This window comes from Rhodococcus sp. YH3-3 (assembly GCF_001653035.1).
Lineage (GTDB): Bacteria > Actinomycetota > Actinomycetes > Mycobacteriales > Mycobacteriaceae > Rhodococcus_F > Rhodococcus_F qingshengii.
This window is the reverse complement of record NZ_BCWH01000002.1, coordinates 1,574,898-1,588,240: the sequence shown is the minus strand read 5'-3', so window position 1 is coordinate 1,588,240 and position 13,343 is coordinate 1,574,898. Positions and strand designations below refer to the sequence as shown.

7 protein-coding genes are annotated in these 13,343 nt (G+C 59.8%); 1 reads left to right on the top strand and 6 read right to left on the bottom strand.

Annotation, left to right across the window (positions count from 1 at the left end; genetic code table 11):
- Positions 1 to 268 precede the first annotated feature (268 nt).
- Genes YH3_RS20340 through YH3_RS20330 form a run of 3 tightly spaced genes read right to left on the bottom strand, consistent with a single transcriptional unit; the run spans position 269 to position 4,288 of the window.
- Positions 269 to 2,071 (bottom strand): glycosyltransferase family 2 protein, encoded by a 1,803-nt coding sequence (locus YH3_RS20340; RefSeq protein ID WP_064443931.1) that lies wholly within the window; start codon positions 2,069 to 2,071, stop codon positions 269 to 271.
- Positions 2,061 to 3,335 carry a hypothetical protein gene (locus YH3_RS20335; RefSeq protein ID WP_064443930.1) on the bottom strand — a complete coding sequence of 425 codons (1,275 nt, stop codon included), beginning with the start codon at positions 3,333 to 3,335 and terminating at the stop codon, positions 2,061 to 2,063. The genes YH3_RS20340 and YH3_RS20335 overlap by 11 nt, the downstream gene beginning before the upstream one ends.
- Positions 3,335 to 4,288: a glycosyltransferase family 2 protein gene (locus YH3_RS20330; protein ID WP_042449210.1), complete on the bottom strand. Its 954-nt coding sequence runs from the start codon at positions 4,286 to 4,288 to the stop codon at positions 3,335 to 3,337. The genes YH3_RS20335 and YH3_RS20330 overlap by 1 nt, the downstream gene beginning before the upstream one ends.
- A 228-nt stretch (positions 4,289 to 4,516) precedes the next feature.
- Here YH3_RS20330 and YH3_RS20325 point away from each other — a divergent pair, with 228 nt between their 5' ends.
- A complete protein-coding gene (locus YH3_RS20325) occupies positions 4,517 to 5,443 on the top strand; it encodes an endonuclease/exonuclease/phosphatase family protein (RefSeq protein ID WP_052416977.1) in 927 nt (308 codons plus the stop codon).
- 2,215 nt (positions 5,444 to 7,658) lie between these two features.
- Here the strand turns inward: YH3_RS20325 and YH3_RS20315 are convergent.
- From YH3_RS20315 to mfd, 3 genes are all read right to left on the bottom strand, one after another.
- Complete coding sequence (locus YH3_RS20315; RefSeq protein ID WP_064443929.1) at positions 7,659 to 8,444, bottom strand: glycosyltransferase family 2 protein; 786 nt, start codon at positions 8,442 to 8,444, stop codon at positions 7,659 to 7,661.
- A 277-nt stretch (positions 8,445 to 8,721) separates the two neighbouring features.
- Positions 8,722 to 9,609, bottom strand: a complete 888-nt coding sequence (locus YH3_RS20310) for a MazG family protein (RefSeq protein ID WP_082920644.1) — start codon at positions 9,607 to 9,609, stop codon at positions 8,722 to 8,724.
- A gap of 70 nt (positions 9,610 to 9,679) precedes the next feature.
- A complete protein-coding gene (mfd, locus tag YH3_RS20305; RefSeq protein WP_064444237.1) occupies positions 9,680 to 13,306 on the bottom strand; it encodes a transcription-repair coupling factor in 3,627 nt (1,208 codons plus the stop codon).
- Between the last annotated feature and the right edge of the window lie 37 nt (positions 13,307 to 13,343).

The window sequence follows — 13,343 nt, the reverse complement described above, 5'->3', positions numbered from 1 at the left end:
CGTGACATTGCGACTGCGAAGCCGATCACCGACAAAGTGATTGCACCGGCGAAGAACGGTGACGCCGCGAACAGCAGGCCGAAATCCGACGCCTGTGCAGTCGACAGCGAAGGGGCAGCGATCCACCAACTCACCAGTGCTGCAACGAGAATCCCCCACGAAATCCAATCGCGCCTCTTTCTGTCGGATACGACAGCAATCGTCAGCCGGTCAGTCGGAGCATCATATGACTTCGTCGACGACAGCTCGTTACGCTCCTTCAATCTCGTCATGACCGCCGGAACCCCGACAGGACAGCCCCGATACGTCGCTTGAGGTTTTCGCGACCGGAAACTTCCGGGCGATTATCGAGGGTGAGAAGTCGAACTAGAGATGCTCCGATGGTAGCGAGACTGGGAATCACGAGCTGCGAAAAGGGATAGTACTCCTCGATTGTGGTCATCAGGAATGTCATCAGCACGACGATCGAGATCCCCAGGGCCGGAACAGCTGCGACCCGTACGTAGCCAGGTTGATCAGGCATGTACGACATAATTGCCGCACCCGGGCCGACCGCGACAAAAACGATCACGGCTACACCGGTGAGAGCGCCGATCGCGCCCAGGCCGGCGCCGACCAGACCACAAACTCCACCGACCAATCCCAGAATTGCCAGTCTGTGCTCGTCGGTCGGCCACCGCGCGTCAACCATCGCAGTCGCCCGACGAATCGACCTAGCGCCGGGAAATTCGACGGCTATCGAACTGCGCACCGGGCGCGTTCCCTTCGGGAGAAGTGGTCGCCCCCGCAATCCCCCCAAACGCGAGCGCACCAACGCTGCCGGGCCTCGCAACAATGCGCGCCGCTCGATCCAAGGCAATTTGTCAAGATCGGGTGTAAGTCGAATCTGACCTTCTTCAGGTTGGGAGACGCTCCCGAAGTGCGAAAGTCCCTTGACCATACGCGTCGCCAACATCATCGCTATTCGCGGATCCATAGCGAGTTTCGTCAACCAGGCTCCCAAGCCGAGGCCGTAGTCGGCCATCTGTTTACTCAATCCCGCTGAATCGATGCGATGGCGGTGCCAGACTCGCGCAGCAGGCGCGTAGACCAGCGCACCCCCGTCGAGAATGACCCTGACGAACATGTCGATATCTTCACCGCCGCCTGACGGCGATCCCACCCCTAGCCCCTCGTCGAATCCGCCGAGTTCGAGCATCACGGATCGTCTTACCGCGAAATTGGCACCCGTCCCGAAATCGCCCACACGGAAAGGGAACAGAGCGTCGTTCTCAGGCGGAGCTGACAAGCGGTACGTCGTTCGCACAAGATTCTTCGACCAACTCACGCGACGATCGAAAAAGGCTTGAGCAGGAGTCGATACCTCACCTGTCGGCACGAGACCTGTGACGATGTGGACGTCCTCCGCGACTGCGAATCCGCCGACCAACTCACGGAGCCAGTTCTTGTCAATCACGACATCGTCATCCGTAAATGCCACGAACTCTTCAGTGGCCGCAACTAGGCCTATGTTTCGTGCCTTGGACAGGCCACGTTCCGGCGCATCAACGATCCGAACTCCGGCAAAAGCGTCCACTATCGGCGGTGTCAACCCGGACGAAGGATCGTTGTCCACGACAAGCACGTCGTAGTTTCGGTAGTCGAGATCGGCGAGTGAAGTCAAAACTTCACGGAGCATGTCCGGTCGATTCATCGTGCAAATGATCAATGTGACAGGCACTTCGGGAGCCGGTGAAGTGGTTACAGGCTCGGAATCCGGCAAGTAGGCCAGTACTTCCTTCGATCTGATCATTCCGTTCGCGACTTGAACCTCGACAAAGGCAAATGATCCGTTGAGTCGGGCGACCAGCAGGCGAGCACGTCCGTACGCTGTTCCCCCGGTCAATTCGATGACACTCGATGCAAGTAGCTCCCACTCGTCCACCTGACCTATCCAAATGGCCCCTGCCCACAATTCGATTCCGGCCGTCGGCGTCATCACCGGATCGAGATTCGTGAGTCCATCACGCCGAAGGCCCTGTGCGGCTGGCTCACCGGCGTCCTGATTTCTGACATCTTCTTCAAACCTCATACTGAAACACCCGCCTTCTTATTGCATCTCGACGCCGAGCTATCCCGAAGACTGCGGCGATGCTAGCCGCCGTCTGGGCCACACCGACAGCAACCGCAGCACCCACAGCTCCCCAGAGAAAGCATGCGAAAGGCAAGACCACCATGAGAAGTCCGGCGAACAGACCGTTGATGACCACCAATGGTCCGATCTCGCGCCTCGCTCGCTGCAACGCAGACCACACCACGAACATCGTTCTCATCAACGACCCGATCGCAAGGATGATCACGACAAGTTCGGCATCCAAATCCAGATACTCGGGATCGAGTATTCCGAAGATAATCGGTGCACCCAGCGAGACCAATACCCCGCCCACCGCGACCAGAACAGAAACCCTCACAAACAAAACCAACGCCATCTTGGAACCATCTTTCGGGTTCTTCGAGGCGTGAACCACGAGGGAAGTCCCCATGGCAGAGCCGACGAATTCGAGAGTCTGTGCGATGCTCATCGAAAGAGAGAAAACTGCGCCCTGAACTGGACCGGAATAGGCGGTGACGAGAAATGGCATCAGAAGGATCACCCCGACACCCATGGCTTGGGTCGGGACAGCTTGCCTGCACATTCTCACGACCTCAGCCGACGCGTTGCCTTCAGTCCACAGGCCAGGGGGCGAGGTAGCCGATCGCCGTTCGACGATACGGCCGATCATCAACCGCATGAACACAACCGACGCTCCGCCTACCACGACCGTCGACATGACCACCGGTTGCCAATTCGCTAACCACACCAACGCGAGAAGAACACCAATGCGACCAGCGCTGACGATCCCGTTGATCAAGGGCAGCTTCCGGGACTCGTCCAAACTGGTCAAAGTGCTGTTCTGCAGAATGAACATGCCCCAGACGACAACACCCACAAACACTAGGCAGGCAACCGGAATCGAGCCCCTCACTTCCGGAATGAACCAAACCGCCGCGACTGCTGCAATGACGCCCACAGGAACCGACAACATGTAGAACACCCGCAGACCTCGCCGGTGCACGGCGCCGAGGCTTGCACCTGCTGCGGGCATCATCGAATTGAAGACATCGCCGACTCCGGTACCGATTACCATTGCCGGAGCGGTAACGAGCGCAAGCAGCGCTGTCATGACGCCCAGCTGTGCCGGCGGTAAAACTACAGCCGCGACTGCCCAAAATCCCATGCCTAGTGCGGCATTGATGACCTGGGACGACGCCATCGACGCTGCATCCGCGTAGATTCGCGGTCCCTTGTTCGTCATCACGGGCCTACAAAGTGCCGACGCCTGCACACGATAGCGGACAGGGCGCCCATACCCGCCGAAACGATTCCGGCAACTACGGCCCCTGCCCTCGACAGGGACACCCGACCCCCCAAGACGTATCGCCGAAGCCCGCTGGTGAGAACACTGCGCACGTAGTCACGCTCATCGTCGAGTTCCTCCGAGCCGTTCCGGTCGTCTCGCAGTTCGATCTTTCCCTTCCCCTCGGAATAGCAGCGGGCCAGGAAGAAGCGAAACGTGCTGCGTTCCAAAGGAATATCGTGATCGATCACCGATGTCGGCACGTACATCCAATGAAAGTCGTTGCCAAGTTCCGCCATTCGGATACACAGGTCGGTATCCTCGGGTTGCGATCGCTCGCCGCTCTTGCCGAACCCGACTCGAAATCCTCCGACCGCGCGGAAAGCCGCTGTACGAACGGCCATGCTGCCACTCCAGACGTTGCGAACACGGGAGGTCTCGATCGGCATTCCGTGAAACGATTCTCCGACGACCCACCCGAATTCGTCCGGAAACCAATCAGGCTTGGGTGATCGCCATACTGCCCTGTACCGTCCGCCCGTCCCGACGACCCGCTCGTCCGCGAACGGTTTGATCAGCTCCGACAACCAGCTGCTGTCAGCAATCTCGTCGTCATCGATGAAGGCAGTGTAGGGCGTCGACACGACAGCAACTCCAGCGTTGCGAGCGCCAGACGCACCTCGAGGCCCGTCCTCGTAGGAGATCACACAGATGCCCGGCATTTCGCGGCGCAAGGTGTGCGCGAGCGAGCGATTGTGGTCGACCGCAACGATGATCTCGGCAGGCTGCAAGGTCTGCGCTGCAATCGAATGAACAGCAGCAACTATCCCCCGCAACCGCTCCATCGAATAACAAGCCATGACGACGCTTACCGCACCGCTATTCGAATTGAGGCCATGTCGTGTGACCATGGTCACGTCTCCAATCATCGTGCCGGCCGATTTCCCGTCCCGCTCGCGTCCGGACCACCGCCTGGACACACAGACCAAAACATCTCAGTCGCCACAAAAGCCCAGATTGACAGACTATCGGTCTGTTCTTTGGCTATTTACTTGACGGTTCCCCCGCCGACTGTCGTGGACCAATGTACCCCAGTAACGTCCCAGCGATCATTTCACCGATGCGGTACAACCGAGGTTGTGACGTTTCTGAAATGGGCATGCTGGACCACCCTCGTCGTGGGCGCAGGACTGCTCGTCCTTCGATACTTGCCGCTACGCAACCCCGCACTGCTTTCACTGGTGATCGCAGTGCCATACCTACCGCTCGCAATGGTGCCTGCAACGCTGACATTGCTCGCCACTCGCGAGTGGGTCGGCTCGATCATCGGGCTGGCGATGATCATGTTTGCAATCGGCACACAGGTCGCGGTGCCCGTCACCCCGCCTCGGACAGGCGAGGCCATGCGAATCATGTCGATCAATGTCGCAAAGGGTGCGGCCGACGTGGACGCAGTCGTCGATGCAGCGAGACTTCACAACGTCGACGCTGTCGCGGTACAGGAATTGACCCCGGCCTTTGCGGCCGCACTGGAAGTTGCAGGAATGCCCGGGATCTTCCCGTTCAGCGTCATCCGGCCAGACAATGACGCACGAGGAACCGGACTGTGGAGCCGATTCCCGATCAGCGAACCCCGTCAAATGGAAGGGTTCGGGTTTGCCTGCGTCGCAGGAACAATCGAATTCAAAGGCGGAAAATACGACCTGGTGGCGACACACATCACAGCCCCGATACAAGATCAGGATTCCACGAACTGGATCAATGAACTCGCACAAATCCGCGCACTATTGGACACGAATCTCAACCCACTCGTTATCGCCGGCGACTTCAACGCAACCGTCGATCACAGACAGTTTCGAGGTTTACTGCATGGTGGAACACAGGATGCCGCGAGGCAGGCTGGTCGGTTCTACGTGAACACCTTTCCCGCGAACTGGTCGTGGCCGCCATTCGCCGCTCTCGACCATATTCTCGTCCCGCCCGAACTGACGGCGACAACGTTCGATACCGTCGAGATCGCTGGCTCCGACCACCTCGCAATCGTGAGCACACTCGTTCAGCGCTGACGAAAGTCAACTTTCCGCAACTGTCTGGCAATTTCCAAAACAAACCTGTAGATTGTTTTGTGGCAGATCAGCTGTCGATGAGTACGTTCTCGACTGAGGACATCCTCTCAGTCCAATCGGATGTCGAAGGATTCAGATGCGGTTAGCGCGCGGTCACGTCGAACCGGCAAGCTCGACATGTCATTTCGGAGCGTCACCGAGCACTGCTGGGAACACCATCGAGATAAACAAGAGCGCATCCTCAACGCATGTGGCCACCGATGGCGGAAAGTTCACGACTTGGTTCGGCAACGAGGCTTCGCCACTGTTCGGCACACTGCACGTTCCGGCTGGGGGCACAGCACGCGGAGGGGTCGTGCTGTGCCCTCCGATCGGAAAGGAGCATGTCGATTCTTATCGCGGCCTGATGCTCCTGGCTCAAAAACTTTGCGCGCAGGGCATGTTAGTCCTTCGGTTCGACTATCTAGGCACAGGTGACTCGTCCGGTGAACAGACCCGAGAAGACGCTGTCCAGATATGGGAGTCGAGCGTCGTGGAGGCTGCTGAGTTTCTCCAGTCCTGCGGAGTTCGCGAGATCACACTGGTCGGGCTGCGAGTAGGCGCGTTGGTCGCAACTTCCGCGGCGTCGAGGATACGAGATATGACGACGCTGGTACTTTGGGACCCCGTCATCCGTGGGCGCACGTTCGTTCAGCAGCAGAAGGCATTGAATCGGCTCACAGCGGCCCCCGATGCCGACGATCCACTCATCCCGCTCGTCGGGATGTCGGTGCACCCACTTGCTGCACAACGTCTTTCGGGTATGAATCTCACTGCGCTCCCCATCGACCCTTCAATTAAGGTCCTAGTTGCGTCGCGGCCAGAGCACGCCGACACTGCACGAGTAAGACAACTCGTAGAATCACTGTCAGCTGACCACATGAACATCGACGGCCAGGCCCCCTTCATCGAGCCAGCCGACTTCGCGGTCCAAATACCCTGGCATACAGTGTCTTCTCTGGCGCAATGGATTGGCGATTCGACGCGCTCGCCACGCACAAGTGTCACCGCACATCTTCGTCATTCCACGACCTTGTTGAACTCTCAGTTCGAAATCCCGATCACCGAATACATCTCCTACGCCGGCACGAACCGTATGCTGACTATCCGCACAGCGCCGGCCTCGAGCATCCCCGGCGGCCCGACTCTAGTTCTATATGGCACCGCGTCCGAACACCGGATCGGTCCCAGTCGCCTTTGGGTTGAGTTGGCAAGAGAGTTGGCAGGCTACGGAATCACGACTATCCGCTTCGACCGCACTTCAACCGGCGAAACGACCGCTGCGCAGGATCGAGAAATCAGCACCATCTACACACCCGAGCAACGCGCTGATGGCGTAGAGGCAGCCAGAAACGCTGGCGTGTGCCCAGAAAACCTGGTAGTTGCCGGCTTGTGCTCCGGATCGTGGAGTGCCGCAATCGCTGCCGCAGAACTCGGAGCAAATCGCGCAATACTAGTCAACCCCCTTCGGTGGACTACGCGACAATTAGAGTTCACGCGAAGCCAGTCTCTCGCGCCTGCAGAATGCTCGCGAGGAACCTTCGCGCTTCGAGCACACAACTGGGCCGTCAGGTTCAAGGACAAGCTTCGTGACCGATTGCCGTATCGCGTCTGGCTCGCATTGGGTCGGATTGGTCTCGTGCAGGTCCCAGAGGTGCTTCTCGCGCCGTTGGTCCAAGCAGGCGTCGCAACGACAGTGCTTGTATCACCAACCGACGAGGAATGGTTTAACGAGAATCGCGGTCGCAGCGGAGTCCAACGCCTACGGAAAGCGTTCGGCACCATCGAGATTCGACAGCTTTCGCAGGGTGATCACGCGTTGATCGGACCAAGGATTCGCGCCTCGGTTCACAAGGAAATGAAGAATTCAATCTTGACGACGTTTGGAATCCCGAGTTCACGACTACTCTCAGTGCCGCCGGAGGCTTTGAGTGATTCGGCTCAGGAGACCACTGCTGCGGCGAAATCGAGTGCATTCACATAAGCCACAATCACTCCCCGACCGCAAGTGCCGGTGGGCGTCATTTGCATGTCCGCAGCGACACTGCAGATTCGAACCGGTGAGGCGAAATGTCGACATCCAACAATGTTGGCACATCGAGATCGTCTCGTGCGGGGATTGAACGTAGGAAGGCCCTCCCGCCGGACAGGTGGGAGGGCCTTCGCCAGTCACCGACTACTTTGCGCGAGCCGCTTCCCGTAGCGGAACCCGACGCTCACTCCGGATGGTTCGCAGTACTCGAAATCCGTCACGTACTGCGTTGAGATTGCTCTCGCCATAGATACGGTCGCGCTCGTAGCTCGGCACTTCGGATATCTTCAGTCCTGCATTGGCTACCCGAACATTGATCAAGGTTTCGATCTCGAAACCGTCGCCCCATTGCGCCTCCGCGGTACCAGTCTCCGGCAGGTTCATGACAGGTATGTGGCGACGCCAGAACGCGTTGTAGCCATAGCATAGGTCGCTGAAAGACGCACGGAACTTGATGTTTACGATTCCATTCAGTGCTTTGTTTCCAAGTTTACGAGAAAAAGTGATGTCATCGCTCCCCCCTCCTTGCGCAAACCGTGTCCCCTTGGCAAAGTCGGCCCCCTGCACAAGCGCATCGACGAACAAAGGAATCTCCGCAGGGTCCGTCGAACCGTCAGCGTCGATCATGACGACAATGTCACTCGTTGCCGCCCGAAATCCACATGCGAGTGCGTTGCCTTTCCCTCGTCTCGTCTGCGTTACGATCGTCGCCTTCGGCCACAACCGCTTGGCAACATCCACCGAATCATCGACCGAATGGCCATCGACGAAAACGATCTCATCGATTCCGTCAGGCATCCGTTCTGCAACGTAAGGCAGATTTTTCGCCTCATTCATCGCCGGCACCACCACCGTCACAGAGGGACGCTGTGAAGCCGGTGCATGCTCCTGCTCGGATATCTGGATGCGGTCAGTTGTGTCCACGCTCATTGGTCCTCTGTCTCCCCGGTTGCGTCCCCCGCCAGATATCAAAAACGGTGAACCTTTGGCTTCAAGCAAATAGTTGGCCAACCGCCGAACGCTCCACCGTCCGACGAAGACTGGCTCGCCTCTCGCTTGACCTGTACCGAACCAACGGTTGGTACCCCCAACCCTGCACGTAGAGCGGCACGGTTTGCTTGTCTGGAGATAAACATACCTTGAGTTTGTTTATTTCGCAGCCTCGAACTCAGGTGACCTTCCACTCAGCTACAGAACGGCAATCAAATCACGGGAGCCGCCGAATTCGCCAAGCATCAGCCCACCGTGCGGTCGAACGAGCAGAAGGCTCCTCGCCCTGCACATTCACCGAATTTCTCGCCGACGACTGAATCATCGACTCCGCATCACGAAAGTGTTCAGCAAAGCGCTGAGCCTCGAGGCGAAGAGCCTCGTCGGCGTCAAGGGACCGCGCAACCGCGTCCCGCAACTCAACCGGTACCAGGTCCTCGGGGAACCCTCCACGGACAGCCCTCTTCACATACTGCTCAGCCAGCATCGCTGCGGGTTGGCTTTGTGCAATGCCGTCGAGTTCTGAGGCACGCGACTTCTCCTCCGCCTTTCGCTGATCCCATGCTCGCTCCTGCGCCGCAATGTCGACCGACTCCGACGGTTCGCCGGCCAGGTGTGGGCTCCGGTGGCAGAGTTTCGCCACCAATGCGCCGGCAATCGTGTCTATGTCGACTGGCGGTGCAGTTGGCTCGCACTCCGCTATCCGTGCATGAAACAACACCTGCAACAAAAGGTCACCGAGTTCCTCGTTCAGCGCCTCGCGGTCGCCGGCCAGAATCGCATCGAGCACCTCATACGTCTCTTCCAGGAGGTAGTTCGACAAGCTCTCGTGAGTCTGAGCAACCTCCCAGCCGCCAAAACTCCACATCCGGTCCATCAACGCACTCGCTGCGACAAGTCCGTCGCCCTTCACGCGTTCAGCGGCAATCAAACGTGCACCATCCTTGAGCCTGCTGCGCGCCGCCTCACACTCGCGGTCGGTCGTCACCAATACCCGGGCGCCGGGTACAGACTCGGCAAATCGGTCCCGAACCTGCGATGGCACATCTTCGGCAATCTCGACAGGACCGGCGAGGGCAGTCAAGGCATCAATTGGAACGGACATGGGGCGAAACGGGTCGAGCACGACCACAGTCGGCAGGTGGTCGCCATCTGATATCTCGTTCACCGTGTGCTCACGCCTCGACCAGGACGGCACCGGCGGCGCGCCCGTCAATCGCCAGGATGAAGTCCGCGATGTATTGAAGTAGTTCGACGTCCCGCAGGCGATCCGAGCCGACTCCGCCGGTGCGAGGCAGCGGGAGTTGCACGAGCCCGGTCGTTGCCCGGTACTGCGCGCTCGGATAGATCCTCTTGAGCCTGATCTGTTTGGAATCGGGCAGTGACATAGGCGAGATCTTGAGCTGAGTTCCGGTGACGGCGACTTCCTCCAGTTGATACTCGCGGCAGAGCAGTCGAAGCTTGGCCACCGAGATCAGCCGTCGAACCTCTTCGGGCAGTGGGCCGTAGCGATCGACCAGTTCTTCGACTACGGCAGCGATGCCGTCGGAATCAGTTGCCGCAGCGAGCTTGCGGTACCCCTCCAACCTGAGCCTGTCACTGGTGACGTAGTCGGGCGGGATGTGCGCGTCCACCGGTAGGTCGATCCGGACTTCCTTCGTGCCCTCGTCCATTGTGATCGGTTTGCCGTCGGCTGCAGCCCGGAAGGCTTCGACCGCCTCACCGACCAGCCTGACGTACAGATCGAACCCGACCCCCGCGACGTGGCCGGACTGCTCTGCGCCCAGAACGTTTCCGGCTCCACGGATTTCGAGGTCCTTCATCGCGACGGCCATACCCGCGCCGAGGTCCGAATTCTGCGAAATCGTTGCCAGTCGGTCGTATGCCGTTTCCGTCAAAGGCTTTTCGGCCGGGTACAGGAAATAGGCGTATCCACGTTCACGACTACGCCCGACGCGTCCGCGAAGCTGATGCAACTGCGAGAGGCCCAGCGAATCCGCGCGTTCGACGATCAGTGTGTTCGCGTTCGAGATGTCCAGACCGGTTTCGATGATCGTGGTACAGACCAACACGTCGAAGTCGCGTTCCCAGAATCCTTGCACAGTCTTTTCGAGAGTGTCCTCGTTCATCTGACCGTGCGCGACGACGACGCGAGCCTCCGGGACGAGTTCGCGGATCTTCTTGGCTGCCTTGTCGATCGAGCTGACACGGTTGTGAACGTAGAAGACCTGACCGTCGCGCAGAAGTTCACGCCGGATGGCCGCGGCAACCTGCTTGTCCGCATACGCGCCGACGTACGTGAGGATAGGATGACGTTCTTCCGGCGGTGTGAGGATCGTGGACATTTCACGGATCCCGGCCATGCTCATCTCGAGAGTACGAGGAATCGGGGTAGCCGACATCGTCAGGACGTCGACGTGGGTGCGTAGCGCCTTGATGTGTTCCTTGTGCTCGACTCCGAATCGCTGTTCCTCGTCGACGATCACAAGCCCGAGGTCCTTCCAGCGAATACCGGTCTGCAGCAACCGGTGAGTACCGACGACGATGTCGATCTCACCTTCCGCCATGCCGGCGATGATTTCCTTCGAGTCCTTGGCGTCGGTGAACCGGGACAGCCCTCGCACCTTCACCGGGAACGACGACATTCGTTCGGTGAAGGTCTGAAGATGTTGCTGTGCAAGCAGAGTCGTCGGCACCAGCACCGCCACCTGCTTGCCGTCCTGCACTGCCTTGAACGCGGCGCGGACGGCGATCTCCGTCTTGCCGTACCCGACGTCACCGATGACCACCCGGTCCATCGGAACCGGCTTCTCCATGTCGGCCTTGACCTCACTGATAACGGTCAACTGGTCGATCGTCTCGGTGAACGCGAATGCGTCTTCGAGTTCCTTCTGCCACGGTGTGTCCGGGCCGAACGCATGCCCGGGAGCAGCCTGACGCGCTGCGTAGAGCTGAACCAGCTCGCCCGCGATCTCACGAACTGCCTTGCGGGCCTTACGCTTTGTGTTTGCCCAGTCGGATCCACCGAGCTTGCTCAGCGCCGGCAACTCTCCACCGACGTATCGGGAGAGTTGATCGAGCGATTCCATCGGGACGAACAGACGATCGCCCGGGTGACCGCGCTTGCTCGGCGCGTATTCGATGACCAGGTATTCACGACGCGCCCCACCGATGGTGCGTTCGACCATTTCGACGAACCGGCCGATACCGTGCTGATCATGCACGACCATGTCCCCTGCCGACAGCGCGAGGGGATCAACCTGATTGCGGCGCTTGGCCGGCAAGCGCTTTCCGTCGCCGACCGCGGCAACGCGGTTGCCGGTCAGATCGGACTCGGTGACGATCACCATCCCAGGCGTCGAGTCGTCGCCGGCGAGTACCAGTCCGTCGTGCAGTGATCCGCGGAGCACCGCGACCTGTCCACGGGCGGGGGTAACGCCGGCATCGAGCATCTTGGCGGGCACTTCGGCTTCACCGAGTCGCTCCACGACGCGGCTTGCGGTTCCGGCACCTGCCACCACGATCGCCGCGCGACCGCCCGTGCTCACGTGCGCCCGAAGGCTGACGAACAGCTCGGCCAACAGGTCGTCGGAACCGCGCACCTGCGGTGCCGCATGCACCGGGAGTTCGAGTTCTTCACCGTTTCCCGACGCCAGCGGGCTGACTGTCCACCAGGGTCTGCCGGCAGCTTCGGCAGATTCGCGAACATGACGAAGCGACCGGTACGCGGAGGCACCGAGATCGACTCCTCCGCCGTTGAGGATCGACGTGTCGAGCGGTGCAGCGCCGCCGATCGACGCCGCCGTCCACGATGCTTCCAAGAATTCCTGGCCGGTGCGCACCAGGTCGGTGGCGCGGGTGCGCACCTTTTCCGGATCACACAGAAGAATGTGCGCCCCTTCAGGAAGTACATCGGAAAGTAGCTGCAGTTCACCGGGTTTGAGAACCGGGAGCAGAGCTTCCATCCCCTCGACGGGGATACCTGCCGAGATCTTGTCCAGCATCTCGACCAACGACGCGTCAGCCTGGTTCTCAGCAGCGAGTGCGGCAGCTCGATCACGAACATCAGCTGTCAGAATCAGTTCACGACACGGCGGCGCGATCACGGAATCGACGTCGACGTCCGCTAGCGAACGCTGATCGGCAACTGAGAAGTACCGAAGCTCGGATACCTCGTCACCCCAGAATTCGATACGGACCGGATGATCCGCCGTGGGCGAGAACAAGTCGAGAATGCCACCACGGACCGCGAACTCACCACGCTTTCCCACCATGTCGACGCGGCTGTACGCCATCTCCACCAGACGAACCAGAACGGAATCGAAATCGATCTCGGTGCCGACGCGCAACGTGATCGGTTCTATCTCGCCCAGGCCTGGCGCCATCGGCTGAACGAGGGAACGCACCGTGGTGACGATCACCCGAAGAGGCGATCCGTACGAGGCGTCGTCTGGCCTGGCGAGTCTGCGCAGTACCTCCACCCGTCGCCCAACGGTATCCGCGCTCGGCGACAGTCGCTCGTGCGGCAATGTTTCCCACGACGGAAACTGCGCCACTCCTCCACCGAGCATCTCGGTGAGTTCCGAAGTCAGATCGTCGGCTTCACGACCGGTGGCTGTCACCAGCAGCACCGGCGTGCGAGCGGCGAGTGCAGCGGCGATGAACGGCCGAGCCGGCTTCGGAGCCACGATGTCCAAGGCGGCCGATCCGATGGATTCGATCACCGGAGTGAACGCGGCATCTGCGAGGGCGACCTCGGCGAGTCCAGCGAGCGCAGTCTGGGCAGAGGACAAGGAAGTCAACGAACGCGCTCCTGAACAGTGATGACGGGTTGCGGAC